Here is a 25,438-nt window from a genome sequence, read left to right on the forward strand (position 1 = left end):
CGTGTGATACCGGAATTGAAGATGTTCTATCGCAGGCCCGAGCAGGTGGCACTGACGTTCTCGATGCCTGCGGTGATCTGCGTCCTGCTCGGCTCCATCTTCTCGGATCGGTTGCCCAACAGTGCGGTCACCACCGGGTCGGTGATCGCGGCCAGCATGCTCGCCTACGGCATCTTGTCGACGTCGTTCATCAATCTCGGGATCAGCATCGCCGCAGACCGCGACACCGGCGCATTGCGCCGGCTGCGCGGCACCCCCACCACGGCGATGTCGTACTTCATCGGCAAGGTGATGCTGGTGGGGATCGTCAGCCTGGCCGAGGCGGTGATCCTGCTGCTGGTGGGCGTTCTCGTCTTCGGGCTGCGGCTGCCGACGACGGTGTCCGGCTGGTTCACGCTGGGCTGGGTGTTCGTGCTCGGCATCGTCAGCTGCTCCCTGGTGGGCATCTTCATCAGCAACTTCGCCAGTAATGCGGTATCAGCTGCGGTGATCACCAACGGCCCCGCCGTCGGATTGCAGTTTCTGTCCGGGACATACGTGCCGCTGATGGCGTTACCGACCTGGATGCTGATCGTCGGCTCGGTGTTTCCGGTCAAATGGATGGCGCAGGGCTTCCGCTCGGTACTGCTTCCGCCGGAGATGGTGATCTTCGAGCCGGCGGGCAGTTGGGAGCACGGACGCATCTTCCTGGTGTTGACGGCTTGGAGCGTCGGTGCGCTGATCGGCTGCCTCGCCGTGTTCCGCTGGTCGGACACCACGTGAGGCCGGAACCGTTGTGGCCGACTAGAACTCGATGATCTGTCGCACCGCCGTTCCGTCCGCCAGCGCGTCCATCGCTGCGTTGATCTGATCGAGGGTGATCGTCGAGGACACCAACGTCTCCACCGGGAGCCGGCCGGCCCGCCACAATTCGACGAACCGCGGGATGTCACGGGCCGGCACCGCCGACCCCAGATAACTGCCGATCAGCGACCGGCCCTCGGCCACCAGAGCCAACGGCGACACACTGATGCGCGCATCCGGGCGGGGCAGCCCGACGGTGATGGTCTTGCCACCCGGCGCGGTCAGCCCGACGGCGGTCTCCAGCGCCGCGGGATGCCCGACGGCCTCGATCACCACCTCGGCCTTCACGCCGGCGGCCTCCTCGGGGGTGTACGTCTCGTGCGCGCCGAGCTCGCGCGCCCGAGAAAGCTTCTCGGGCAACCGGTCCACCGCGATCACCCGCACGTCGTCGTGCGCCAGCGCGGTGAGCATCGCCGCCATCCCGACACCACCCATCCCGACGACGGCCACCGTCTGGCCCGGCTTGGGCGCTCCGGCGTTGAGCACCGCACCGCCACCGGTGAGCACCGCGCAACCCAGCAGCGAGGCCACCACCGGCGGAACATCGTCGTCCACCGGCACCACCGAGCGCCGGTCCACCACGGCATGCGTCGCGAAGCCGGACACCCCGAGGTGGTGCAGCACACCGTCACTCAGCCGAACGGCTCCGGACAGCAGCGTGCCCGCCCCGTTGGCGGCGCTGCCGGGGATGCACGGGGCCAGACCGTCCGTCGCGCAGGCGCTGCACTGCCCGCAGCGCGGCAGGAACGTCATCACCACTCGCTGCCCCACACCGAGATCCGATGTGCCGCCCACCTTCTCGATGACACCCGCGGCCTCATGGCCCAGCAGCATCGGCACCGGCCGGACCCGATTACCGTCCACCACCGAAAGGTCGGAATGGCACAGCCCGGCCGCCTCGATCCGCACCAGCAGCTCACCGTCACCAGGATCGGCCAGGTCCAGTTCGGTGACCCGCAGCGGCTGCGACTCGGCGTAGGGGGCGGGCGCCCCGATGGTCTCCAGCACGGCACCACGAATCCTCATCCCTCCAGCCTGACAGACTGGCCGCCATGGACCTGACGAGTGCCGACTTTCCGGTGCATTGGCCGGTGCAGACCCGCTGGACCGACAACGACATGTTCGGGCACCTCAACAACGCGGTGTACTACGAACTGTTCGACACTGCGATCAACGCCTGGATCGGCGCGGGCACGGGCATCGACGCGATGACGGCACCGTGGCTGGGTGTGGTCGCCGAATCGGGGTGCCGGTACTTCGCCGAGCTGAAGTTCCCGGCGAACCTGGTGGTCGGGCTGGCCGTCACCCGGTTGGGCACCAGCAGCGTCACCTACCGCACCGCGCTGTTCGTCGATGGCCGGCCGCTCGCCGCGGGATCCGATTCGCGGCTCGCCGCGGTCGGAACCTGGGTGCACGTCTACATCGACCGCGACACCCGCAGACCGGTGCCCATCCCGGACGCCATCCGGGAACTACTCACCGGCGCGGTGGTCTGACAGCCACCGCTCGATCGCCGCGACACCGTCGCGGAAGAAGATCCGGTACGGCCGGTCCGCGACATAGCCGAGATGCGGGGTGGTGACCACACCGGGCATGTCCCGCAACGGGTGCCCGGGCGGCAGTGGTTCGACATCGAACACGTCCAGACCCGCCCCGGCGATCGAACCGGAGCGCAGCGCATCGATCAACGCCGCCTCGTCGACGATCGGGCCCCGCGAGGTGTTGACCAGCAACGCGGTCGGTTTCATGGCCGCGAATTCAGCGGCACCGATCAGGCCCCGGGACCGGTCGCCGAGTTTCAGGTGCACCGTCAGCACGTCGACGGTGCCGAAGAATTCGTCGCGTGGCAGGTACCGGGCTCCGGCCGCGGCCGCGGTCTCGGGTGTCATGTTGGTGCTCCATGCCACGACCTCCATGCCGAAGGCCGCGCCGATCCGCGCCACCCGCGGCCCGATCCGGCCCAGGCCCAGTACGCCGAGGACCCGTCCTTCGAGTTCGCGCCCCACCCCGAGCTGCCAACGGCCCTCGGCGACCGCGCGGCTTTCGGCGACGAGGTTTCGAGCCGTCGCCAGGATCAGCGCCCAGGTCAGTTCCACCGTCGACGCCACGGATCCGCCGGTATGGCTGACCTCGATGCCGAGCTCGCCGGCTGCGGCCATGTCGATCGACGCATTCGCGTTGCCGGTCGAGGCGATCATCCGCAACCGCGGCAGCCGGCTGAGTACGCTGCGCGGCAACGGGGTTCGCTCGCGCATCACGAACACGATGTCGAACGGCGCCAGCCGGGCGATCAGCGCTGTCTCGTCGGCCAGATGATCGTCGAAGACGGTCACCTCGGCGCGCGCGATGACGGGCGACCAGTCGGCCATCCCCAGGGCGACGTTCTGGTAGTCGTCGAGGACGGCGACCCGGATCGGTGTGCTCACGACCCTTATAGAATCGCCCGATGCCCATCGTGAGCAAGACCGAAGAGGTCACCGCCTCCGCCGCGGCGATCATGGCGATCGTGGCCGACTTCGAGGCGTACCCGCAGTGGAACGAGGAGATCACCGGTCTCTGGATCCTCGCGCGGTACGACGACGGGCGGCCCAGCCAGCTCCGGCTGGACACCAAGATCCAGGGCATGGACAGCACCTTCATCCAGGCCGTGTATTACCCCGCCGAGAACCAGATCCAGACCGTCTTGCAGCAGGGGGACATCTTCTCCAAGCAGGAGCAGCTGTTCTCGGTCGTCGAGATGGGTGCGACGTCGCTGCTCACCGTCGACATGGACGTCGAGGTCTCGATGCCCGGTGTCCCGTCGATGATGGTCAAGAAGATCGCCAACGACGCACTGGAGCACCTGGCCGGCAACCTCAAGAAGCGGGCCGAGGAACTGGGCGCCTGACGCGCCGAGATCGACGTTTGGCCGGTTCCTTCTCGGGCGGATTCATACGGTCAAGGCAACATTTCCTGGTTTTGGAGGTTGCTGTGCCGAGAGGGATTCCTGCGTCGCGGGCATTGAAGCGGGAGCTTCTTGATCGGGTGTGTCGGGGGCAGTCGGTGACAGCGGCTGAAATAGCGATGGGCGTGTCGCACGGGCTGGGCCATCAGTGGTGGCATAAGGCTGGTGGGATGACGCTTACAACGGGTCGGCGCGGCGGTGTCGCCGATGTGATCGAGCAGGATCGGCCGGGCGGGCCTGGGCATCGGATCAGCCTGGCTGAGCGTGTAGAGATCATGCGAGGGCTCGACGATGAGTTGAGCTATGCCGAGATCGGGCGCCGGATCGGGCGCGACCGGTCGGTCGTGTGGAAAGAGATCCGCCGTAACCGAGGTGATGACGGGGACTATCACGCGTTGATGGCTCATGCTCGATCTAAGAATAAAGCCAAGCGACCCAAGGCATTCAGGCTCAATGATCCGAAGCTGTGCGCGGCGGTGGAAACGTGGATGGACGACGGGTGGAGCCCGCGGTTGATTGCGCAGGTGTTGGCCCAAGATCATCCCGCTGACAAGCTGATGCAGGTGAGCCACGAAACGATCTACCAGAGTCTGTACGTCCAGGCCCGTGGCAGTCTTCGTGCCGATCTGCATAAGAGTCTCTCGACCAAACGGGCGGCCCGAAAAACGCGTGGCCAGGTCCGTGGTCCCCGCGGGGCCTACGCCAGCGGCGAGGAATTCCGCATCAGCGATCGCCCCGCCGAGGCTGCTGACCGGGCAGTACCCGGACACTGGGAAGGCGACCTGATCATGGGGGCCGGCAATACCAGCGCGATCGGCACCTTGGTCGAGCGCAGCACCCGGTTCACGATCTTGCTGCATCTGCCGGTCGACCATACTGCCGAGGCCGTAGCCACCGCGATGATCGCGGCGATGGGCGAGCTACCCGAGCATCTACGCCGTTCGATCACGTGGGACCGTGGCTCTGAGATGGCTCAATGGCGTCACATCCACCTGCAGCTCAAGGCGCCGGTCTACTTCTGCAATCCGCATTCACCCTGGCAGCGCGGCACCAATGAGAACACCAACCGACTCTTGCGGCATTGGTTCGAAAAGGGCACCGACCTAGCCGGTTACACCAGAGCCGACCTCAAACGTGTTCAAGACAAACTCAATACACGGCCCAGGCCCACCCTGGACCTCGATACCCCAGCCCAACGTCTCGCCGCCCTCATTAGCCAAACAGCCTGAATGTTTCCCCAACCACTTGACATTGCCTCGCACAAAGTGGCCCGAAGGTGAGTTCGGGCGCACGGGGCGGCTAGGTCCAGAGGCCGAGTTCGTCCAGGCGGCGGGTCAGGCGACGGGCGCCATCGGCGAACTGGCTGCGGGTCAGCCGCACCACCTCGTCCACGTCGCGGCGGCGCAGCGCGGCCACCAGCTGGCGATGGTTGGCCACCGCGTCCGCACCCCAGGACGGGTCGGCGGCATACAGGTTGGGCGGCAGGTACCGCGCGGCGTGCAGCAGGAACCAGGCCAGCTTGATGCGTCCGGCGGACCTGTTGAACGCCCGGTGAAAGCTGAACTCCGCCATGGCGATCGATTCGACGTCCCCGGCGCCGACGGCCTCGGCCAGCGCGTCGGTCAGCCGGGAGAGTTCGTCGATCCCGTCTTCGGTGATCCGGGTGGCGGCCGACGCCGAGATCTCGGTTGCGATGGTCGTCTGCAGCCAGAAGATGTCGGCGATGTCGTCGCGGGTGAACGGCGCCACCACGTGCCCGCGGTGCGGTTCCAGCTGCACCATGCCCTCGCCGCGCAGGGTGCGTAACGCCTCGCGCACCGGGGTGATGCTGACTCCCAGCCGGGCCGCCGTCTCGTCCAGACGCACGAAGGTGCCCGGCGGCAAGGTGCCCGACATGATGGCAGCCCGCAGATGGGCGGCCACTTCGTCGGACAGCTGTTCGCGCCGGCTGATCGGCGCGGGCGTGGCGGGTGCGTTCACGGTGGGGGCGCGCTGCCTTTCACAAAGTCGGAAGTTTGTCCGCACGCCATTCTCGTCATAGTGTGACCGCGGCAACACAAGATTTGATCAAATATCAACGACGCGCAACCCCACGACCGGAAAAGGCTCCCGTTGACCACTCAGCCGCTGCCCACCGATCAGCCGTATCTCGCCCGTCGGCAGAACTGGACCAACCAGCTTGCCCGGCACGCTCTCATGCAGCCCGATCAGGCGGCGTTGCGCTACCTGGGCCACACCACCACCTGGGGTGAGTTGGATCGACGGGTGACGGAGCTGGCCGGGGCACTGCAGCGGCGAGGTGTGCAGTTCGGCGATCGGGTCCTGGTGCTGATGCTCAACCGCACCGAGTTCATCGAATCCGTCCTGGCTGCCAACCGGCTGGGCGCCATCGCGGTGCCGGTGAACTTCCGGATGACCCCGCCGGAGATCGCCTTCCTGGTGGGTGATTGCGACGCTCGGGTGGTCATCACGGAGTCGGTGCTCGCGCCCGTCGCGGTGGCGGTACGGGCGCTCGACCCGACGCTGTCGACCGTGATCGTCGCCGGGGGTACCACCGACGACCTGCCCGCTGCGTCGCACGGCTCGGGAGACGCACCCGACGGCCGGCTGGAAGGTTTTGAGGATGTGGTCGCCGAGCCGGGTCCGGCGCCGGCGCCGGTGGACATCCCCGACGATTCCGCGGCGCTGATCATGTACACCTCGGGGACCACCGGACGGCCCAAGGGCGCGGTGCTCACCCACGCCAATCTGTCCGGGCAGGCTTTGACCCATCTGTTCACCAGCGGCGCCGACCTCAACAACGACATCGGCTTCATCGGTGTCCCGCTGTTCCACATCGCCGGGATCGGCAACATGATCACCGGCCTGCTGCTCGGCTTGCCCACGGTGCTCTACCCGCTCGGCGCGTTCGATCCCGGGGCGCTGCTCGATGTCCTCGAAGCCGAGAAGGTCACCGGTATCTTCTTGGTTCCCGCGCAGTGGCAGGCCGTCTGTGCCGCGCAGCGGGCCACCCCCCGCAACCTCCGATTGCGGGTGCTGTCCTGGGGAGCGGCGCCGGCATCCGATACGTTGCTGCGTGACATGGCCGAGACGTTCCCTGGCGCGAACATCCTGGCCGCGTTCGGGCAGACCGAGATGTCACCCGTCACCTGTATGTTGTTGGGACAAGACGCAATTCGTAAACTCGGCTCAGTCGGTCGGGTGATCCCGACGGTCTCCGCGCGAGTGGTCGACGAGGATATGAACGACGTGCCGCGCGGGCAGGTCGGCGAGATCGTCTACCGCGCACCCACCCTCATGGCGGGCTATTGGAACAACCCGGCGGCCACCGCCGAGGCGTTCGCCGGCGGCTGGTTCCACTCCGGTGACCTGGTACGCCAGGACGACGAGGGTTACGTATGGGTGGTCGATCGTAAGAAGGACATGATCATCTCCGGTGGTGAGAACATCTACTGCGCCGAGGTGGAGAACGTTTTGGCCGGTCATCCGGCCATCGCCGAGGTCGCGGTGATCGGCCGACCGCATCCCAAATGGGGCGAGGTGCCCGTCGCCGTGGTGGCCCTCGGCGCGGCCGGCGCGGCCCGGTTGACGCTGGCCGAACTCGACGAATACCTCGGCGGGCGGTTAGCCCGCTACAAGCATCCGAAGGCCCTGGAGATCGTCGACGCACTGCCGCGCAACCCTTCGGGCAAAGTGCTCAAAACCGAACTGCGAAACCGGTTTGCCGAAGAAATTGCCGCGAGCGTCGATCAATTATCCACTGCGCCAACGAATTCTGCCCCGGTGCCCAATTGATCGCTGTTCAGGATATGTTTGCTATCAACTCGGGTGTCAATACCGCGGATGCGATGTACCGCCGGTGGCGGATCGGGTACAGTCCTGTGGTCCGTCTTACTACCCGTCAGTAGGGAGATGGATATCACAGCTATGGGGATGAGCCGCAATCGGCAGGGAGGGGATGTGCGCCACGTGATTCCACTCCGCGACCGTGACAGGAGCAAGCGACGGTGACGGCGAGCAACGGGCTGGTCGACTACGTCCGTGATCAGCTGGAGAAGCCCCTGACCATGGTCGGTGGCTTCTTCAAGATGTGCGTCCTCACCGGCAAGGCGCTGCTGACGCGGCCGTTCCAGTGGAAGGAGTTCGTCCTTCAGAGCTGGTTCCTGATCCGGGTGGCCTTCCTGCCCACCCTCGCGGTCTCGATCCCGTTGACCGTCCTCATCATCTTCACCCTCAACATCCTGCTGGCCGAGTTCGGCGCCGCCGATGTGTCCGGCGCGGGTGCGGCCCTCGGCGCCGTCACTCAGCTCGGACCTCTTGTGACGGTGCTCGTGGTCGCCGGCGCCGGCTCGACGGCCATCTGCGCCGATTTGGGCGCCCGTACCGTCCGCGAGGAAATCGATGCCATGGAGGTGCTCGGGATCGATCCGATCGAGCGCCTGGTGGCCCCGCGGGTGGTCGCCTCGACCTTTGTGGCGTTCCTGCTCAACGGTGCGGTGATCACCATCGGTCTGGTCGGCGGGTACTTCTTCGGCGTCTACATCCAAAACGTCAATGCCGGCGCCTACGTCTCGACACTGACGCTGCTCACCGGTTTCCCCGAGGTGATGATCTCGGTCATCAAGGCCACCCTGTTCGGTTTGATCGCCGGTTTGGTCGGCTGCTACCGCGGGCTCACGGTTGCTGGTGGTTCCAAAGGTGTGGGTACCGCGGTGAACGAAACCCTGGTGCTGTGCGTGGTCGCGCTGTTCGCGGTCAACGTCGTGCTGACCACCATCGGTGTGCGGTTCGGGACCACGACATGAGGACAGGCGTGATGGTGACCAGCAAGAAGCCGAAGGCGGATTGCGTAATGAGGGCCGGCAAGAATCCGAAGGCGGATTGCGCATGAGCACAGCAGCGGTTCTTCGCACCCGGTTCCCCCGCGCCTTCGGCCGCGCGAGCGGTTACGCGGGCGCGCCGGGCCGATTCCTGGACAGCATCGGGCATGTCGCCTGGTTCGTGGTCACCGCCGTGGGTCACCTCCCGCACGCGTTCAAGAACTATCGGCGAGAGGCGCTGCGCCTGGTCGCCGAGATCGGCATGGGCACCGGTGCCATGGCGGTCATCGGCGGCACCGTGGCGATCATCGGCTTCGTCACCCTGTCGGCCGGCTCGCTGATCGCCATCCAGGGTTTCGCGTCACTGGGCAATATCGGCGTCGAGGCCTTCACCGGATTCTTCGCCGCGCTGGCCAACATCCGCGTCGTCGCACCGGTGGTCACCGGCCAGGCCATGGCCGCCACCGTCGGCGCCGGCGCCACCGCCGAGCTCGGCGCCATGCGCATCAGCGAGGAGATCGACGCGCTGGAGGTCATGGGCATCAAGTCCATCTCGTACCTGGTGTCGACCCGCCTGATCGCCGGCTCGATCGTGATCATCCCCCTCTACGCGATGGCGATCCTGCTCTCGTTCCTGTCGGCGCAGTTGGTGACCACGTTTTTCTACGGGCAGTCGGTGGGCACCTACGAGCACTACTTCCACACATTCCTGCGGGTCGACGACGTCATGTGGTCGTTCCTCGAGGTCATCATCATGTCCGTCATCGTCATGCTCAACCACTGCTACTTCGGCTATTACGCCAGTGGCGGTGCGGTGGGCGTCGGTGAAGCCGTGGGGAGGTCGATGCGTACATCACTGATCGCCATCGTGCTGGTGGTGCTGCTGGCCTCGTTGGCCCTGTACGGCACCGACCCGAACTTCAACCTGACGGTGTAGCCAGATGACCGCGCCGGCAACTTCAGTGAACAAATCCAAGACGCCGCCCTACAAGCTGGCGGGCCTCGTGCTGCTGCTCGTGGTGGCCGTGGTGCTCGGGCTGACCTGGGCGCAGTTCCGCGGGTACTTCGAGAAGAAGGCCACGTTGGTGGTGATGGCCGAGCGGGCGGGGTTGTCGATGGATCCCGGGTCGAAGGTGACTTTCAACGGGGTGCCGATCGGGCGGTTGAAATCCGCGGGCGTGGTGACCGATGGTGAGGAGTCGCGGGCCAAGCTGACGTTGGATGTGCAGCCGCAGTATCTGAAGATGATTCCGGCGAATGTGGATGCGCAGTTGCGGGCGACGACGGTGTTCGGCAACAAGTACATCTCGTTCCTGTCGCCGGCCGATCCGTCCGCGGACAAGCTCAAGCCGGGTGCGGTGATCAATGCGATCAGTACCACCACCGAGTTCAACACGTTGTTCGAGACGATCATGGGGATCGCCCAGCAGGTGGATCCGGTGAAGTTGAACCAGACGTTGACCGCGGCGGCGCAGGCGCTGGACGGGTTGGGCGAGCGGTTCGGTCAGTCGTTGGTGAACGGCAACGACATCCTGGGTGAGCTCAATGCGCGGATGCCGCAGATTCGCCGGGACACCAAGGATTTGGCGGATCTGTCGACGGTGTATGCGGATGCGGCGCCGAATCTGTTCGATGGTTTGGGGCATGCGGTGGTGACGGCGCGCACGCTCAACGCCGAGCGGGGGACCATCGATGCGGTATTGATGTCGGCGGTGGGGTTCGGTAACAACGCCGGGGATGTGTTCGAGCGGGGTGGGCCGTATCTGGTGCGTGGTGCCCAGGATTTGTTGCCGACCACCAAGTTGCTGGATTACTACAGCCCTGAATTGCTGTGCACCGTCCGTAACTTCCACGACGTCGCACCCAAACTTGCCGGCGCGCTCGGTGGTAACGGTTACTCGTTGTTGTCGAACAGCGAGTTGATCGGCGCGGGAAATCCGTACGTGTACCCGGACAACCTGCCGCGCATCAACGCTCGCGGTGGTCCGGAAGGACGGCCGGGCTGCTGGCAGCCGATCACCCGGGACCTGTGGCCGGCACCGTATCTGGTGATGGACACCGGTGCCAGCATCGCCCCGTACAACCACTTCGAGCTCGGTCAGCCGCTGGCCGCCGAGTACGTCTGGGGCCGCCAAGTGGGGGAGAACACGATCAACCCATGAGTATCAGAGGCACGCTCTTCAAACTCGGTGCGATCTCGGCGGTGCTGCTCGTCTTCACCGCCATCATCTTCGTGGTGTTCGCCCAGGTGCGATTCGACAAGACCACCGGGTACTCGGCGATCTTCGACAACGCCAGCGGCCTGCGCAGCGGACAGTTCGTCCGCGCCTACGGTGTCGAGGTCGGCAAGGTCAAGGATGTGACGCTGATCGACGGCGGCCACCATGTCCGCGTCGATTTCGAGGTGCAGAACGATCTGCAGCTGTTCCAGGAAACCACCGCGGCCGTCCGCTATCTCGACCTGATCGGCAACCGCTACCTGGAACTGCGTCGTGGCGACAGCGACAAGATCCTGCCGGCCGGCAGCACCATCCCGCGTGAGCGCACCCAGCCCGCCTTGGATCTCGACGCACTCGTCGGCGGTTTCCGCCCGCTGTTCAAATCGCTTGACCCGGACAAGGTCAACAACATCGCCAACTCGCTGATCACGATCTTCCAGGGGCAGGGAGGCACCATCAGCGACATCCTGGACCAGACCGCCGAGCTCACCTCGGCGCTGGCCTCTCGTGACCAGGCCATCGGCGAGGTGATCACCAACCTCAACACCGTGCTGAACACCACCGTCAAGCACCGGCAGCAGTTCGACGACACGTTGAAGAACTTCGAGGCGCTGATCACCGGCCTGAAGAACCGTGCCGACCCGATCGCCTCGTCCGTCGCCGACATCAGCAACGCCGCAGGTTCATTGGGCGACCTGCTGGCCGACAACCGTCCGCTGCTGCGAGACACCCTCGGCTATCTGGAGACCACCCAACAACCGCTGATCGATCAGAAGGATGAGGTGAACAACATCCTGCAGCAGATCCCGGCGTCGCTGAAGATCATCGGCCGCGCGGGCGGCATCTACGGTGACTTCTTCAACTTCTACGTGTGCGACCTGTCACTGAAGCTCAACGGGCTGCAGCCGGGTGGACCGGTCCGCACCGTCAAGGTGGTCACCCAGCCTTCGGGTAGGTGCACGCCGAAATGAGGACGATCCAGGGTTCGGACCGCGTCCGTAAGGGCGTGATGGGTGTGGTCACCGTGGCACTGGTCATCGGTGTCGGCTCCAGCCTGACCAGCGTGCCGATGCTGTTTGCGGTGCCCACCTACTACGCGCAGTTCAACGACACCGGCGGGTTGAACGTCGGCGACAAGGTGCGCATTGCCGGTGTCGATGTCGGCGATGTGACGAGCATGGACATCAAGGGCGACAAGGTCGAAATCGGCTACACCCTGGGCGGCCGGGAGATCGGTACCGAGAGCCGGGCGGCGATCCGTACCGATACCATCCTGGGCCGCAAGAACATTCAGGTGGAGCCGCGTGGCAGCACGATCCTCAAGCCGCGCGGGTCGCTGCCGGTCGAACAGACCCAGACGCCGTACCAGATCTATGACGCCTTCCTCGACGTCACCCGGGCTTCGCAGGGCTGGGACACCCAGGCCGTCAAGCAGTCGCTGAACGTGCTGTCCGAGACCGTGGATCAGACCTCACCGCACCTGAGCGCAGCGCTCAAGGGTGTTCAGGAGTTCTCCGATTCCCTCGGCAAGCGCGACGAACAGCTCAAGCAGTTGCTGGCCAACGCGGGCAAGATCGCCACCGTGCTCGCTGACCGCAGCGGGCAGGTGAACGCCCTGCTGGTCAACTCGCAGACGCTGCTGGCCGCGATCAACGACCGCCGCCAGGCTGTCAGCCTGCTGTTGGAGCGGATTTCGTCCGTGTCACAGCAGATCTCGGGATTCATCAACGAGAATCCGAACCTCAACCGCGTGCTCACCCAGCTTCAGACGATCAGCGGCATTCTCAACGAGCGCAAGAACGACCTGGCCGACACTCTGAGTTTAGCTTCCAAATTCATCGCGGGGTTGGCCGAGGCGCTGGCCTCTGGCCCGTACTTCAAGGCGCTGCTGGCCAACCTGCTGCCGCCGACGCTGCTGCAACCGTTCGTGGACGCGGCGTTCAAGAAGCGCGGTATCGACCCCGAACAGTTCTGGCGTAATTCCGGCCTGCCGGCCTTCCGGTTCCCGGATCCGAACGGAACCCGATTCGAAAACGGTGCACCGCCGCCTGCCCCGACCCCCATCGAGGGCACCCCGGAGAACCCCGGCCCCGCGGTCCCGCCCGGCTCCCCATGCTCGTACACACCGCCGGCGGACGGTCTGCCCCGTCCCGGTGACCCGCTGCCGTGCGCGCACCTGGACCAGGGCCCCTACGGTCCGGTCCCCGGCGGCTACCCGCCACCCAATGTGGCCACGTCGCAGCCGAATCCGGATGGCATCGGCCCGAACCCGGGTGTTCCTTCGGCCGCCATCCCCGGCCAGGTGGCCCCCGACGTGCCGGGTACCCCGGTGCCGATCGCTCCCGGTCCGCCCGGGGCGCGCACGGTCCCGGTCGGCCCGCCCGGGGTGCCCACGCCCCCCGGTGACATCCCCGGCCGCGCGGTGCCCGCACCGCTGCTGCCGCCGGGACCGCAGGCCCCGCCCGGACCCGGCCCGCAGCTCTCCCCGGTGGGCACCGAGCCGCTGCCCGGTAACCCGCCGTTCCTTCCGCCCGGTTCTCAGGGAGGGGCCCCGTAAATGTCGAGCGTGTTCAACATCCGAAACATCAAGCTGCCGCATTTCTCCCGGGCCGCGGTGATTCTCACGGCCGTCGTGGTGGCGGTGGCCGTCGGTGCCGGTGTGGTGGGTTGGAACGTGTACAAGAAGCTGACCACCACCACGGTGACCGCGTACTTCCCCGAGGTGCTGGCGCTGTACCCGGGGGACAAGGTCCTCATCATGGGGGTGCAGGTCGGCAAGATCGACTCGATCTCCACCGACGGCGACAAGATGAAGGTCGTCTTCCACTGGAACAGCAAGTACAAGGTGCCCGAGAACGCGTCGGCGTCGGTGCTCAACCCCAGCCTGGTGGCGTCGCGGGTGATCCAGCTCTCGCCGCCCTATACGGGCGGGCCGGCGATGGCCGATGGCGCGGTGATCCCGTTGGAGCGCACCCAGATTCCGGTCGAGTACGACGAACTGCGTGATCAGGTGACCCGGATCCTGGCCGACCTCGGTCCGACCAAGGAACAGCCCAAGGGTCCGTTCGGTGATGTCATCGAATCCTTCGCCGACGGGTTCGCCGGTAAGGGTGAGCAGTTCAACAAGACAATCCAGGGCCTGTCCGAAGCGCTGGACGCGTTGCACCAGGGCCGCGGGGACATCGTCGCGGTGATCAAGAGCTTGGCGACGTTCGTCAATGCGCTGTACAAGAACGATCAGCAGTTCGTGGCGCTGAACAACAACCTGGCCCAGTTCACCAACTCGTTCACCAACACCGACCGCGAGGTGGCCACCGCGCTGCAGCAACTCAACCAGCTGCTCGGCACCACGCGAAAGTTCCTCGACGAGAACAGCAAACCGCTGACCACCGACATCAAGAACCTGTCGGATGTCACCACCGCGATCCTGCAGCCCGAGCCACGCAACGGCTTGGAGACCGGTCTACACGTGTATCCAAACCTGGTGTCCAACGTGGTGAACATCGTGGGTCCGAATCAGGGCGGCATCAATACTCTGCCGGTGTTGCCCGGCGTCACGAACTTCTCCAACCCACTTGAGTTCATTTGCAGTACCATTCAGGCCGGGAGCCGGTTGGGTTACCAGGAGTCCGCGGAATTGTGCGCCCAGTATCTCGCGCCGATCCTGGACGCGATCAAGTTCAACTACCTGCCGTTCGGTGTGAACATGGCCAGCACCGCGATGACGCTGCCCAAGCAGATCGCCTACTCCGAGCCGCGGCTGCAGCCGCCACCGGGGTACAAGGACACCACCGTGCCGGGTATCTGGTCGCGGGACACGCTGTTCTCGCATGGCAACCATGAGCCGGGCTGGATCGTGGCTCCCGGTATGCAAGGCGTCGAGGTGCAGCCGTTCACGCAGAACATGCTGACCCCGGAATCGTTGGCGGAGTTGATGGGTGGGCCCGATATCGTCCCGCCGGCCGCCCCGCCGGCGTTCGGTGTGCCGCCCGGCGGTAGCCTGCCCGGCCCGCCGAACTCCTATGACGAGTCCAACCCGCTGCCACCGCCGTGGTATCCGCAGCCCGGCCCGCCGCCGGCGGCTGCTCCCGGCGTGCTGCCCGGGGACCCGCTGGGCGCCATCGCCCCGGCACCGCCGGCCGCTCCCGCCGCCGGTCCGGCACCCGCGGGACCGCCGCTGCCCGCCGAAGCCGGAGGGGGTAACTAGTGCTGACAAGTAACTGGAGGCGCGCCGGCCGGCGCACCGCCGCGCTCGCGGTGGCCGCGCTGGCCCTGAGTTCCTGCTCGCAGTGGCGGGGTGTGGCCAATGTGCCGCTGCCCGGTGGTCCCGGCACCCAGGACGGACACTCCACCATCTACATCCAGATGCCGGAGACGTTGGCGCTCAACGCCAACAGCCGGGTCCGGGTCGCCGACGTGTTCGTCGGCCGGGTCCGGGCGATCCAGTTGAAGAACTGGGTGCCGACGCTGACCGTCGACCTGGAACCGGGCGTCAAGTTGCCGTCGAACGTGCTGGCCAAGATCGGCCAGACCAGCCTGCTGGGTTCCCAGCACGTCGAGCTGGACAGCCCGCCCGACCCGTCGTCTGTACCGCTGCGCAACGGTGACACCATCCCGCTGAAGAACTCGTCGGCGTATCCGACCATCGAGCGCACGCTGGCCAGCATCTCGGGCATCCTCACCGGGGGCGGCATCCCCAATATCGAGGTGATCCAGAACGAGGTCAACAACATCCTGACCGGCCGGGCCGATCAGATCAGGGAGTTCCTCAACCGGCTGGACGCCTTCACCGCGGAGATGAACAAGCAGCGCGACGACATCACCCGGGCCATCGACTCGACCAACCGGCTGCTGGCCGTGGTGGCGCAGCGCAACGACACCCTGGACCAGGTGCTCACCGAATTCCCGCCGCTCATCCAGCATTTCGCGGACACCCGCGATCTGTTCGCCGATGCGGTGACGGCGCTGGGTCGGGTGTCGGCGGCCGCCGACGACACGCTGAGCAACACCAACGCCAACCTGCACACCAACCTGCAGAACCTGCAGCGTCCGCTCAAGCAGCTGTCCAAGGCCTCGCCGTACCTGGTGGGTGCGCTCAAGCTGCTGCTGACGGTGCCGTTCAACATCGAGAACGTGCCGAAAGCCATTCGCGGCGACTACATCAACCTGTCAGCTGTGATCGACTTGACGCTGTCGGCGGTGGACAACGGGTTGTTGTCGGGCACCGGTGTGTCGGGCATGCTGCGGGCGCTGGAACAGGCCTGGGGACGTGACCCGGCGACGATGATCCCGGACGTGCGGTTCACGCCGAACCCGCATGACGCGCCGGGTGGCCCGCTCGTCGAACGGGGGGAGTGAGACGTGTTGCTGACCAGATTCATCAAGGCCCAGCTGTTGATCTTCACCATCGTGACCGTCATCGCCCTGGTGGTGCTGTCGCTGTTCTACTTGCGGCTGCCCACCGCCGCCGGTATCGGGATGTACCGCCTGTACGCGGATCTGCCGAACTCGGCGGGTCTGTACGAGACGGCCAACGTCACCTACCGGGGCACCACCATCGGCAAGGTGCGCGACGTGCAGCCGACTGCGACCGGCGCCAGGGTGACCATGGACATCGACGACGATGCCAAGGTTCCGGTCGACGCGTCGGCCAACGTGCATTCGGTCTCGGCGGTGGGCGAGCAGTTCCTGGACCTGGTGTCGGAGAAGGACGAAGGCAAGTACTTCAGCTCCGGGCAGACCATCACGAAGGGATCGGTGCCGTCCGAGGTGGGCCCTGCGCTCGATGCCGCCGAGCGCGGTCTCGCTGCGCTGCCCAAGGAGAAGATCGGTCAGTTGCTCGACGAGACGGCGAAAGCCGTCGGGGGACTCGGGCCCGCCCTGCAGCGGGTGGTGGATTCCACCCAGGCGCTGGCGGGTGACTTCAAGGACAACCTGCCCTCGGTGAACGATATCGTCGACCACTCCGGACCGATCATCGACAGCCAGGTGACTTCCGAGGATGCGATAGCGCAGTGGGCGGCCAACCTCAACACCATCGCCGCGCAGACCGCGGAACAGGACGGCCCGCTTCGGGGCGGCCTGCAGCAGGCCGCGCCGACGGCCGATCAGCTCAACGCCGTCTTCGGCGATGTGCGCGATGCGCTGCCGCAGACCCTGGCCAACCTTGAGGTCGTCATCGACATGCTCAAGCGGTACAACAAGAACGTCGAGCAGGTGCTGGTCGCACTGCCTCAGGGTGCGTCCATAGCCCAGACCTCGACCATTTTTTCGCCGAATGCTCTCCTGCACCTTGCGTTGGGTATCAACTCGCCGCCGCCGTGCCTGACCGGGTTCCTGCCGGCCTCGCAGTGGCGGTCACCGGCCGACACCACCACCCAGCCGATCCCGTCGGGCATGTACTGCAAGATCCCCAAGGACTCGCCCAACGCGGTCCGCGGGGCGCGCAACTACCCGTGCGCCGACGTCCCGGGTAAGCGGGCGGCCACCCCGGCCGAGTGCCGCAGCAACGAGCCCTATGTGCCGCTGGGCACCAACCCCTGGTATGGCGATCCGAACCAGATCGTGGACTGCCCGGCCCCGGCCGCACGCTGCACCCATCCGGTCGAGCCCGGCCGGGTGATCCCGGCGCCGTCGATCAACAACGGGCTCAACCCGCTGGGCGCCAGCCAGCTGCCGCCGCCGGAGTCCTCCGCGCCGACCAGTGACCCGCTCACCCCGCCCGGCCAGGGCACCGTCACCTGCAGTGGACAGCAACCCAACCCGTGCATCTACACTCCGGCAGCAGGCCCCTCCGCGGTGTACAGCCCCCAGAGCGGCGAGGTGGTCGGCCCCGACGGCGTCAAGTACACCGTCAACAACTCGATGAAGCCAGGAGATAGCGGATGGAAGGAGATGCTGGCACCAGCCGGCTGAACCCCACCCCGGACGCCGAGCAATCGGACGACTCAGAAGAACCCATAACGCACACTCCCGAGGAACAGCCCGAGCCGGCGGTCCCGGCCGGCGCCGCTCGGCCCGAACGGCTCGGCGTGGGCTGGGTGGCCGCCATCTGCGCCGGCCTGCTGGTCCTGACCGCCGGGCTGGCCGTGCTCGGCTACCTGGCGGTGCAGGCCAATGCCCGCAGCGCCCAGATCGGGCGCGACGACGCCGTCGCCCTGCAGGCGGCCAAGGATTGCGTGACCGCGACCCAAGCCCCGGACACCGCGTCGATGGGCGCCAGCCAGGCCAAGATCATCGCGTGCTCGACCGGTGACTTCGGTGCCCAGGCCGGCTTCTTCAGCGGCATGATGGTCGAGGCGTACCAGGCGGCCAACGTGACGGTGCAGGTGTCGGATCTGCGTGCCGCCGTGGAACGGCACAACGACGACGGGTCGGTCGACATCCTGGTGGCCGTGCGCACCAAGGTGACCAACTCGCAAGCCGCCGACCAGGAACAGGGTTACCGCCTGCGGGTGACGATGCAACGCGACGAGGGCACCTACAAGATCGCCAATCTCGTCCAGGTGACGACGTGACGGCGGTGCTGGACGTGAACTCAGACATGAACCCGGACGCGGACGCGGCGGCGCCGGACGGCGCGGTCGTCGAGGTGCCGGTGGCGGCCTGGGCCGCGCGGGCCGGGGCGCTGACCGTCGACGTGCTGTTCGGGGTGGCCGCCGCCGCGGTGATGGCGCTGCTGGCCTGGATTTCGCCGTGGCAGGGCTGGCAGTGGTGGCTGTACGTGGTCGTGCTGGTGCTGTTCGGCGGGGCGGTCCTGGTGAACCGCTGGCTACTACCGGCCTGGACGGGCTGGACACTGGGCCGGGCGGTCGCCGGCATCCGGGTGGTCGGGCGCACCGGCGCGCGGGTGGGCGTCCTCCGATTGATGGCGCGCGATATCGCCCATCTGCTCGACACGGCCGCGCTGTTCGTCGGGTGGCTGTGGCCGCTGTGGGACCGGCGCGGCCGAACCTTCGCGGACCTGCTGCTGCGCACCGAGGTTCACCGAGTCGACGCGCCGCCACGCGATCTGCGCAAGCCGGTGGCGGTGGGCATGGTGGCCACCGTCGTGATGTGCGGTGCCGGTGCCGCACTGGGATACGGCGCGGTGTACCGACACGACCGCGCGGTGGACCGGGCCAGAGCCGAGATCTCGCAGCAGGGCCCACGCATCGTCGAACAGATGCTCAGCTACAGCCCGCAGACCGTCAAGGACGATTTCGCCAAGGCGCAGTCGCTGGCGACCGACAGTTATCGGCCTCAGCTTGTCGCCCAACAGAATTCGGTGCAGAAGGCACCGATCGTGGACAACGAGTACTGGACCGTCAACAGCGCGGTCACCGAGGTGGCGCCCACGACGGCCACCATGTTGATGGCCATGCAGGGACAGCGCGGAGCCGACCCGGCCTCGATGAAATTCATCACCGCGACGGTGCAGGTCGATTTCGTCGAGTCCGGTGGGCAGTGGCGTGTGCAGAACCTCACGGTGATCACCCGCCCGCAACCGGGCGGAGGGCCGCGATGAGCCCGCGCCGCCACGTCGATCCCGGGACGCCCGAACTCTTTGTGACCGTGCACAACCCGCCGAGGCGATGGGGCCTGCCGCTGGTCGGCGGTGTCTGCGCGGTGGTGCTGGCCGCCATCATTGGGGCCTGCACGATCATGGCGATGGCGCACGAATCGGACCGTCGCACCGAGCGCCGGGATGCCTCCGCGTTGGCCTACGTCCGCGACTTCATGACCGTCTACACCACCATGGACCCGTTCCACGCCAACGACTACGCCGACCGGATCAAGGCGCAGGGCACCGGCGAATTCGTCAAACAGTTCACCGAGAAGCAGAACGAGATCGTCATCCAGGTGGCCCGCGCCGAGCCGACGACCGGTACCGTGCTGGCTGCGGGCGTGCAGCGCTGGAACGACAACGGCAGCGCCGACGTCCTGGTCGCGACGAAGATGACCTCCAAGACACCCGACGGGAAGCAGACCATCGAGACCGGGAGCCGTTGGCTGGCAACGACTATTCAGGAAGGGCGCCAGTGGAAGATCAGCCGGCTGATCCAGGTGATCTGACCACCGGGTCCAGCGACGAGCAGACCGAAGCCCAGCCGACCGGGAAGGCAGCGCGGGCCGCGGCCGCCCCGGCCGAGCCGGAAACCGAGCCAGGAGCCGAGGCCGAGCCGGAGGTGGATGCTGCCGCGGCCGAACCCGTGCTGGTGCCGCACCGCACGGCAAGCCGGGCCCTGAAGACCGCGGCCGTGGTCGCGGCCCTGCTGTTCGTCGCGGCCGGTGCCTTCGCCGGCGCCACGGCACAGCGGTACCTGTCCGACCGGGCGCTGGTGCACACCAAGCTGGAGATCGCCCGCACCGCGACCAACGCCATCACGACGCTGTGGACGTACACGCCCGAAGACATGGAGTCTCTGCCCGACCGGGCCGAGAAGTACCTGGGCGGCGACTTCGCCGCCCAGTACCGCCAGTACATCGACGCGATCGTCGCGCCGAACAAGCAGGCCCAGGTCTCCAACAGCACCCAGGTGCTCGGCGCGGCCATCGAGACGATCAGCCCCGGCCAGGCGACCGCGCTGGTGTACACCAACTCGGTGGCGACCAGTCCGGTCACCAAGAACATCCCGTCACTGCGGTACCTGTCCTACCGGCTGACGCTGGAGCGCCGAAACTCCACCTGGCTGATCACCGAGATGACGCCGGTCACCTCGCTGGATCTCACCCCGCGGCTGTAGGCGCGCGATGCGCTCTCCGGTGTCCCGGCGGTCGACCGTGACGGCCCTGCTGCTGTTGACGTTCGCCACCGGCGTGGTGGACGCGGTGAGCGTGCTGGTGCTCGGCCACGTCTTCGTGGCCAACATGACGGGCAACGTGATCTTCCTGGGGTTCTGGTTTGTCCCCGGATCGGGGGTGGACCTCACCGCAGCGGCCGTCGCGTTCGCCGGTTTCGTCGCCGGAACGGTGCTCGGCGGACGGCTGGCGCGGCATCTCGATGCGCGGGTGCGCCGATGGCTGGTGGTGACCCTGGTTGTCGAAGCGGCGATCATCGCGACCATGGCCGTGCTCGCCGGGGCCGGCGTGCTCGACTACCGCGACGACAGCAAGCTGATTTTGATCGCCGGGCTCGCGGTGAGCTTCGGCTGTCAGAACGCCACCGCACGGCAGTTCGGCATCCAGGAGTTGAGCACCACGGTGCTGACCTCCACCATCGTGGGAATCGGGTTCGACAGCCGGTTGGCCGGCGGCACCGGGCAGGGCGAGAAGCTGCGCTACACCGTCGTGCTCACCATGTGCGGCGGCGCGGTGCTCGGGGCGACGTTGAGCCGCTACACCGTCGCTCCGGTGATCGGTCTGGCCGCCGCGATCGTCACGGCTTCGGCGGCCATCTTCGCGTTCGGACCCGGGAACGCCGATTAGCCCGACCATCGTGGTGGCCGGGCCGGTGCCGGACGTGAGCACCGAGCAATGGCGAAAGTGGTTGGAGATCAACACAATCGGCCAGCTGGCCGCGACCAGGGCGGTGCTGCCGCGGCCGCGCGGATCGCACGGGCGGGTGGTGTTCACCTCCAGCATCGACGGCCGGCTCTCAGCCCGCTGACCGGTGCGGACGCCCCTCCCGGTGCTGCTGGTCGAGCTCGCCCAGACCGACACCGATGTGTGGCGCACCGCCGGCGCCGTGGTCGACGACATGGCGGCCGAGCTGACTCCGCCGCGGCGGGAACTGTGCGCCGGCCACGTTGCTGGAATGCGCAAGTCGGTGCCAATTACGCAGCGGCTCGCGGTTCCGCCCGCGGCGCTGGCCGAGGTCGGGTACACGGCGCTGACCTCGCCGCGGTCCCGTCCGTGCCACCTCGTCGGCATCGGTTCCGAAGTCCGGATGCGGTTGATGGCGAATATCCTGCCTTCTTTGCGGGACCGGATCGTGCGGATGGTGATGCGTCACCCTGACCAAAACCCAACGCGCACAAGCCTTCGACGCGGCCGAAAGTTTCCCCGCAAAACCATGGAGGGGGTGTGATCCGGGTGTTACCGTCCTGTGCATCGGCTGGCAGGCTACGGGGAGGCGTGTGCGTCATGGGGAATCATCGTGCGGTGACAGAGCGGACGAGACGGCTCGCGGTGGTGGGGGCGGCGACCGTCACCGCCACGGCGCTGACGGTCGGGGCGGCCGCACCGCAGCCGCTGCCGCCGCGTCCCGAGCTGCGGCTGGTCCACGACCAGCCGCTGCACCTCGCCGCGTCCACGAGTTTGTTCCCGCCGCCCGGGGTGTTGTCGGATATCACTGGCGGACTGGGCAATTCGGCGTACAACGCGGCCCAGGACCTGTACGCCGCTATCGCGAACGCGCTGGTGGATCGGGTGAGCGTCCCCGCGCTGACCGGCGGACTGAACATCAACATCAGTGACATCCTCGACAAGATCCCGCTGGACCTGCTCGACCAGGTACTGGGCGCGGTCAAGATCAATCTCGGCTCGCTGCTGGACGGCGCGCTCGGGTCGGTGGTTTCCGGGGCGCTGATCCCGGTGCTTGATGCGATCGGCCTCACCGACTCCGCGGGCAACGTGACCTTGAGCGCCCTGCTCGGGCTGCTCGGCCTGGACCTGTCCAACATCGTCGACCTGGCCAACCTGGACATCCCCGGCGTCAACATCATCACCCCCGGGCCGACCTTCGGCCTGCTGAAGATGCTCGGCGTGGATATCGGCTGGACCCCGGGGACCCCGAATGCCGTTGCCCAGGCCATCAATTCGACGCCCTATCTGGATATCAGCGGCGACGGTCTGCTGGATATCGTGTTCGAGCGGGCCAGTGACGTCATCGACGGTCTCGGGCCCATCCTGGGCGCGCCGCTGCAACTGCTGGTGAACACCTTGCACGCGGTCACCGATGCGCTGCCGCTGGAACTGCTCAACATCACCGACGTGCGGATCCCCATCGTGGCCGGAATCGGGTTGGGCGCCTTCGCCACCGGGGCGGCCTACCCCAAGATCTTGGCCGAGTTGGCCAAGCAGCCCGGCGGCACGCAGTCCGGTGACCATCCGCTGGTCGGCAATTTCACCGTGCTGCCGATGGTGCTGCTGAACAATCTGGGTCGCGCGAACGGCGGCATGTTCTCGCGCTTCTACCCGCTCGGTGACCTGCTCGGCATCGACCTGTTGACCCCGGACACCGCGGCCACCCACAGCGGCGGACTGCCCCTGCTCAACACCGGTCTGGCCGTGGGCGGCGCCAACGTGCTGCCGGTGAAGATCGACGCGACCGTCCAGTACCAGCCGTTCTCCGACTTCGCCGCCTGGCCGAATCCTTTCACGCTGGCCAACAACCTGATGGCCGGCACCGTGGGTGCCAGCTACATTCTGCGCGGCCTGACGCTGGACACCGTCCTGGAACAGGTCGGCGATGCGGTGGGCGATGTGGTGGGCAACATCACCGCCGGAAACCCTTTGGCGCTCAACATCTATCTCACCCTACCGGCCGCGACGCTGCCGCTGCTGGAACCGCTGTACCTGACCGGGGACGTGCTCAACGCGGTGAGCTTCGGCACGCTGGGTACCTTCCCGATCCGGCTCGCGAACGCGCTGGCGCCCGCGCTGACCAGCTTGGTGAACCTGGGCTACACCGATGTGGTGCGCAATCCCGACGGGACGTACACCAGGACGCTGACCGACGCCGCCACCCCGACCCCGTTCTTCTCGTTCCCGCACGTGAACCCGGGGCAGGTGGTCAACGACGTGATCAAGTCTCTGGTGAACGGTTTCCAGAAGGAGTTCTTCAGCGGTCACCCGACGGCCGCGCCGCCCAACGTGATCGACGAACTGGTGAAGCTGGTCAAGGGCATCACCAGCGGCAGCCTGGCCAAGGAGCTGACCAAGGCCGCCACCGACGCCGCCGATGCCGGCTTGGCCGCTGCCGGACTGGATAAGGCCGACGCCCTGCCGACCGCGGGTGCCCACACCGTGACGGTGGCGGCGACCACCGCCGACGAGGCCACCTCGACCGGTAAGCACGCGGCACCGGTTGGGACTCCCGTTCCCGAGGATTCGGGTAATGAGCCTCGGCATGCGGCATCGGAGGATGCCACGGCGACCTCCGGCACCGAGACGTCCGGCACCGAGACGTCCGGCACCGAGACGTCCGGCACCGGGAAGTCCGACACCGAGACGGATACGTCCAAGACCGACACCACCAAGACCGAAACGGATAAGAGCGGCACCGAGAAGTCCGATACCGCCAAGACCGACACCACCAAGGCCGGCACGCCCGCGGCCCAGACGACGCCGAAACCCAAGACCAAGAAGCAGGATCCGCTGAGCAACGCCGTTCGCGACATCACCCGGGCGCTGCACCCGAAGAAGAAGCCGGCCGCGGCCGATTCGGAGACCAAGGCCGGTGCCGGGTCGACCACGACGAAGAAGGCGGATTCCGGTTCGACGGGTGAGGCCGCCTGAACCCCAATGTCTTTCAGTTGAAGGCGAGCCAGGCCGGCAGCGCGCGTTCGCGGGAGTCGCACAGCACCTGATAGGTGTCACACGACCCCTTGGGCACGCCGGCGCCGGCCCACATGCCGCCGCTGTCGCGCCGCAGCACGATGGCCGACGACCCGCCACCGTCGAGCAGGATGGCGGTGTCACTGCCCAACCCGCGGAACAGGTCTTGGATCTGATCGGGGGTGTAACTGCCGCCCTGGAAGACGTACATCTCGTCGCGCTGGCGTGCGTAGGCCAGCGCGGTGCGGGCGGCCGACGGGCCGGGGTCGTTCAGCTGTCCGGTGTCACCGGGCGCCAGCAGGCCCAGACCGCTGACCGCGACGAAGCGGGTGCCCTTGTTCATCAGATCGGTGACGACCGGCGTCGCGGCGTCGAAATCGTCGCCGGCACGGGGGTTTATCACGAAAGGAGCGCCCGAGACGGGCAGGATCATGGTGGACAGGGGTGTCCAGATCTCGTTGCCGCCGGACAACCCCTGCTTGCCCGCATAGGCCAGGGTGCCCGTCACCGCCGCGTTGGCCTTACCCTGCCCGCGGGTGTTGTCCACGTAGGCGCCCAGTGGCGAGCTGCAGCCCGACGTCTTCCACGACCCGCCGCGTTGTCCGCGGATGTCGAAGAAATTGGCGTTGACGGCAATGGTCGGGCGGCCCAACGCCTGCCACGCCGCAATGGGCGAATAGATTTCCGAGGCCTGCGGCAGTCCCTCGGCAGTGCGGGCACCGGGGGTGCGCTCGCAGCGTGATTGATAGCCGGTGTGTGAGTCGACCAGCAACCGTGGGGTCAACCGCCCGGCGGCGCCCTTGATGATCATCAGATGGCCGCCGTTGCTCATCTCGTACCACTGGCCGGCGGCGTTGAGCATCGGCGCCGGAAACCCCGGGCCGAAGTTGTAGACGAGATAGGAACCGCGGGTGTTGGCCACCGCGTTCGCCAGCAGGGTACGGCCGTCGGCCGCGGCGGCGACCGGGGCCCCGATGCCCGTGGCAACGGCCGAGGTGACGGTGAGCACCGCGATGCCGACGGCAAGGCGCAGGAAGCATGCGGCAACGCTCGGCACGACGATCCCCTTCTGGCAAACTTTCGAGAAGCTCAGGATAATCACAGCTGACGCACTGTCAACTTTCGTCACGGCC

25 protein-coding genes are annotated in these 25,438 nt (G+C 66.8%); 21 read left to right on the plus strand and 4 right to left on the minus strand.

The window, feature by feature from the left end:
• Nucleotides 1–21: 21 nt before the first annotated feature.
• Nucleotides 22–762, plus strand: a complete 741-nt coding sequence (locus BN977_RS15930) for an ABC transporter permease (protein ID WP_081664512.1) — start codon at nt 22–24, stop codon at nt 760–762.
• 21 nt (nt 763–783) lie between these two features.
• On the opposite strand, the gene BN977_RS15935 is transcribed toward BN977_RS15930, so the two are convergent.
• A complete protein-coding gene (locus BN977_RS15935; protein ID WP_024454531.1) occupies nt 784–1,869 on the minus strand; it encodes an alcohol dehydrogenase catalytic domain-containing protein in 1,086 nt (361 codons plus the stop codon).
• A 26-nt stretch (nt 1,870–1,895) separates the two neighbouring features.
• Here BN977_RS15935 and BN977_RS15940 point away from each other — a divergent pair, with 26 nt between their 5' ends.
• Nucleotides 1,896–2,339, plus strand: a complete 444-nt coding sequence (locus BN977_RS15940) for an acyl-CoA thioesterase (protein WP_024454530.1) — start codon at nt 1,896–1,898, stop codon at nt 2,337–2,339.
• Here the strand turns inward: BN977_RS15940 and BN977_RS15945 are convergent.
• On the minus strand, nt 2,316–3,212 hold the full coding sequence (locus tag BN977_RS15945; RefSeq protein WP_046873378.1) for a D-2-hydroxyacid dehydrogenase family protein: 897 nt from the start codon (nt 3,210–3,212) through the stop codon (nt 2,316–2,318). The two genes, BN977_RS15940 and BN977_RS15945, sit on opposite strands and share 24 nt — an antisense overlap.
• 77 nt (nt 3,213–3,289) lie before the next feature.
• Here BN977_RS15945 and BN977_RS15950 point away from each other — a divergent pair, with 77 nt between their 5' ends.
• Entirely contained in the window at nt 3,290–3,730 is a 441-nt protein-coding gene (locus tag BN977_RS15950) for an SRPBCC family protein (protein WP_024454528.1), read from the plus strand.
• Nucleotides 3,731–3,813: 83 nt separating this feature from the next.
• Complete coding sequence (locus tag BN977_RS15955) at nt 3,814–5,016, plus strand: IS30 family transposase (protein ID WP_024455915.1); 1,203 nt, start codon at nt 3,814–3,816, stop codon at nt 5,014–5,016.
• Nucleotides 5,017–5,086: 70 nt separating this feature from the next.
• Here BN977_RS15955 and BN977_RS15960 read toward each other — a convergent pair whose 3' ends face one another.
• On the minus strand, nt 5,087–5,767 hold the full coding sequence (locus BN977_RS15960; protein ID WP_024454952.1) for a GntR family transcriptional regulator: 681 nt from the start codon (nt 5,765–5,767) through the stop codon (nt 5,087–5,089).
• A gap of 132 nt (nt 5,768–5,899) precedes the next feature.
• Between BN977_RS15960 and fadD5 the strand changes: the two genes are divergently transcribed.
• From fadD5 to BN977_RS16040, 17 genes are all read left to right on the plus strand, one after another.
• A complete protein-coding gene (gene fadD5 / locus BN977_RS15965) occupies nt 5,900–7,582 on the plus strand; it encodes a fatty-acid--CoA ligase FadD5 (protein WP_024454953.1) in 1,683 nt (560 codons plus the stop codon).
• Nucleotides 7,583–7,794: 212 nt separating this feature from the next.
• Nucleotides 7,795–8,592 carry an MlaE family ABC transporter permease gene (locus tag BN977_RS15970; RefSeq protein ID WP_024454954.1) on the plus strand — a complete coding sequence of 266 codons (798 nt, stop codon included), beginning with the start codon at nt 7,795–7,797 and terminating at the stop codon, nt 8,590–8,592.
• An 82-nt stretch (nt 8,593–8,674) separates the two neighbouring features.
• The gene (locus BN977_RS15975; protein ID WP_024454955.1) at nt 8,675–9,544 is read left to right on the plus strand and encodes an ABC transporter permease; all 870 of its coding nucleotides are present in this window, start codon (nt 8,675–8,677) and stop codon (nt 9,542–9,544) included.
• A gap of 4 nt (nt 9,545–9,548) precedes the next feature.
• Nucleotides 9,549–10,769, plus strand: a complete 1,221-nt coding sequence (locus BN977_RS15980) for an MCE family protein (RefSeq protein WP_024454956.1) — start codon at nt 9,549–9,551, stop codon at nt 10,767–10,769.
• Complete coding sequence (locus tag BN977_RS15985; protein ID WP_024454957.1) at nt 10,766–11,797, plus strand: virulence factor Mce family protein; 1,032 nt, start codon at nt 10,766–10,768, stop codon at nt 11,795–11,797. Before BN977_RS15980 ends, BN977_RS15985 begins: the two co-directional genes overlap by 4 nt.
• Nucleotides 11,794–13,383 carry an MCE family protein gene (locus BN977_RS15990; RefSeq protein ID WP_024454958.1) on the plus strand — a complete coding sequence of 530 codons (1,590 nt, stop codon included), beginning with the start codon at nt 11,794–11,796 and terminating at the stop codon, nt 13,381–13,383. The genes BN977_RS15985 and BN977_RS15990 overlap by 4 nt, the downstream gene beginning before the upstream one ends.
• Nucleotides 13,384–15,033: a virulence factor Mce family protein gene (locus BN977_RS15995; RefSeq protein WP_024454959.1), complete on the plus strand. Its 1,650-nt coding sequence runs from the start codon at nt 13,384–13,386 to the stop codon at nt 15,031–15,033.
• The gene (locus BN977_RS16000; RefSeq protein WP_024454960.1) at nt 15,033–16,184 is read left to right on the plus strand and encodes a virulence factor Mce family protein; all 1,152 of its coding nucleotides are present in this window, start codon (nt 15,033–15,035) and stop codon (nt 16,182–16,184) included. The genes BN977_RS15995 and BN977_RS16000 overlap by 1 nt, the downstream gene beginning before the upstream one ends.
• A gap of 6 nt (nt 16,185–16,190) precedes the next feature.
• On the plus strand, nt 16,191–17,741 hold the full coding sequence (locus tag BN977_RS16005) for an MCE family protein (protein WP_024454961.1): 1,551 nt from the start codon (nt 16,191–16,193) through the stop codon (nt 17,739–17,741).
• Entirely contained in the window at nt 17,711–18,343 is a 633-nt protein-coding gene (locus tag BN977_RS16010) for an Rv1363c family protein (protein WP_024454962.1), read from the plus strand. Before BN977_RS16005 ends, BN977_RS16010 begins: the two co-directional genes overlap by 31 nt.
• Nucleotides 18,340–19,332 carry an RDD family protein gene (locus BN977_RS16015; RefSeq protein WP_306372240.1) on the plus strand — a complete coding sequence of 331 codons (993 nt, stop codon included), beginning with the start codon at nt 18,340–18,342 and terminating at the stop codon, nt 19,330–19,332. Before BN977_RS16010 ends, BN977_RS16015 begins: the two co-directional genes overlap by 4 nt.
• Nucleotides 19,329–19,880 carry an Rv1363c family protein gene (locus BN977_RS16020; RefSeq protein ID WP_036399518.1) on the plus strand — a complete coding sequence of 184 codons (552 nt, stop codon included), beginning with the start codon at nt 19,329–19,331 and terminating at the stop codon, nt 19,878–19,880. The genes BN977_RS16015 and BN977_RS16020 overlap by 4 nt, the downstream gene beginning before the upstream one ends.
• Nucleotides 19,847–20,551, plus strand: coding sequence for a hypothetical protein (locus tag BN977_RS16025; protein ID WP_036399520.1), 705 nt, complete (start codon nt 19,847–19,849; stop codon nt 20,549–20,551). The genes BN977_RS16020 and BN977_RS16025 overlap by 34 nt, the downstream gene beginning before the upstream one ends.
• 7 nt (nt 20,552–20,558) lie before the next feature.
• Nucleotides 20,559–21,233 (plus strand): YoaK family protein, encoded by a 675-nt coding sequence (locus BN977_RS16030; protein ID WP_036399522.1) that lies wholly within the window; start codon nt 20,559–20,561, stop codon nt 21,231–21,233.
• 25 nt (nt 21,234–21,258) lie between these two features.
• Nucleotides 21,259–21,414 carry an SDR family NAD(P)-dependent oxidoreductase gene (locus BN977_RS32440; protein ID WP_227456368.1) on the plus strand — a complete coding sequence of 52 codons (156 nt, stop codon included), beginning with the start codon at nt 21,259–21,261 and terminating at the stop codon, nt 21,412–21,414.
• A 21-nt stretch (nt 21,415–21,435) separates the two neighbouring features.
• Nucleotides 21,436–21,834, plus strand: a complete 399-nt coding sequence (locus tag BN977_RS16035) for a hypothetical protein (protein ID WP_131590143.1) — start codon at nt 21,436–21,438, stop codon at nt 21,832–21,834.
• 74 nt (nt 21,835–21,908) lie between these two features.
• Nucleotides 21,909–24,266, plus strand: coding sequence for a hypothetical protein (locus tag BN977_RS16040; RefSeq protein ID WP_131590145.1), 2,358 nt, complete (start codon nt 21,909–21,911; stop codon nt 24,264–24,266).
• A gap of 13 nt (nt 24,267–24,279) precedes the next feature.
• On the opposite strand, the gene BN977_RS16045 is transcribed toward BN977_RS16040, so the two are convergent.
• Nucleotides 24,280–25,368 (minus strand): phosphodiester glycosidase family protein, encoded by a 1,089-nt coding sequence (locus BN977_RS16045; protein WP_081664554.1) that lies wholly within the window; start codon nt 25,366–25,368, stop codon nt 24,280–24,282.
• Nucleotides 25,369–25,438 lie beyond the last annotated feature (70 nt).

It is taken from the genome of Mycolicibacterium cosmeticum (assembly GCF_000613185.1).
In the GTDB taxonomy this organism is placed as follows: domain Bacteria; phylum Actinomycetota; class Actinomycetes; order Mycobacteriales; family Mycobacteriaceae; genus Mycobacterium; species Mycobacterium cosmeticum.

Coding starts and splice junctions, on each gene's coding strand:
- BN977_RS15930 (WP_081664512.1), top strand. CDS start 22: ATGTTCTATCGCAGGCCCGAGCAGGTGGCACTGACGTTCTCGATGCCT.
- BN977_RS15935 (WP_024454531.1), bottom strand. CDS start 1,869: ATGAGGATTCGTGGTGCCGTGCTGGAGACCATCGGGGCGCCCGCCCCC.
- BN977_RS15940 (WP_024454530.1), top strand. CDS start 1,896: ATGGACCTGACGAGTGCCGACTTTCCGGTGCATTGGCCGGTGCAGACC.
- BN977_RS15945 (WP_046873378.1), bottom strand. CDS start 3,212: ATGGCCGACTGGTCGCCCGTCATCGCGCGCGCCGAGGTGACCGTCTTC.
- BN977_RS15950 (WP_024454528.1), top strand. CDS start 3,290: ATGCCCATCGTGAGCAAGACCGAAGAGGTCACCGCCTCCGCCGCGGCG.
- BN977_RS15975 (WP_024454955.1), top strand. CDS start 8,675: ATGAGCACAGCAGCGGTTCTTCGCACCCGGTTCCCCCGCGCCTTCGGC.
- BN977_RS15980 (WP_024454956.1), top strand. CDS start 9,549: ATGACCGCGCCGGCAACTTCAGTGAACAAATCCAAGACGCCGCCCTAC.
- BN977_RS15985 (WP_024454957.1), top strand. CDS start 10,766: ATGAGTATCAGAGGCACGCTCTTCAAACTCGGTGCGATCTCGGCGGTG.
- BN977_RS15990 (WP_024454958.1), top strand. CDS start 11,794: ATGAGGACGATCCAGGGTTCGGACCGCGTCCGTAAGGGCGTGATGGGT.
- BN977_RS15995 (WP_024454959.1), top strand. CDS start 13,384: ATGTCGAGCGTGTTCAACATCCGAAACATCAAGCTGCCGCATTTCTCC.
- BN977_RS16010 (WP_024454962.1), top strand. CDS start 17,711: ATGGAAGGAGATGCTGGCACCAGCCGGCTGAACCCCACCCCGGACGCC.
- BN977_RS16020 (WP_036399518.1), top strand. CDS start 19,329: ATGAGCCCGCGCCGCCACGTCGATCCCGGGACGCCCGAACTCTTTGTG.
- BN977_RS16030 (WP_036399522.1), top strand. CDS start 20,559: ATGCGCTCTCCGGTGTCCCGGCGGTCGACCGTGACGGCCCTGCTGCTG.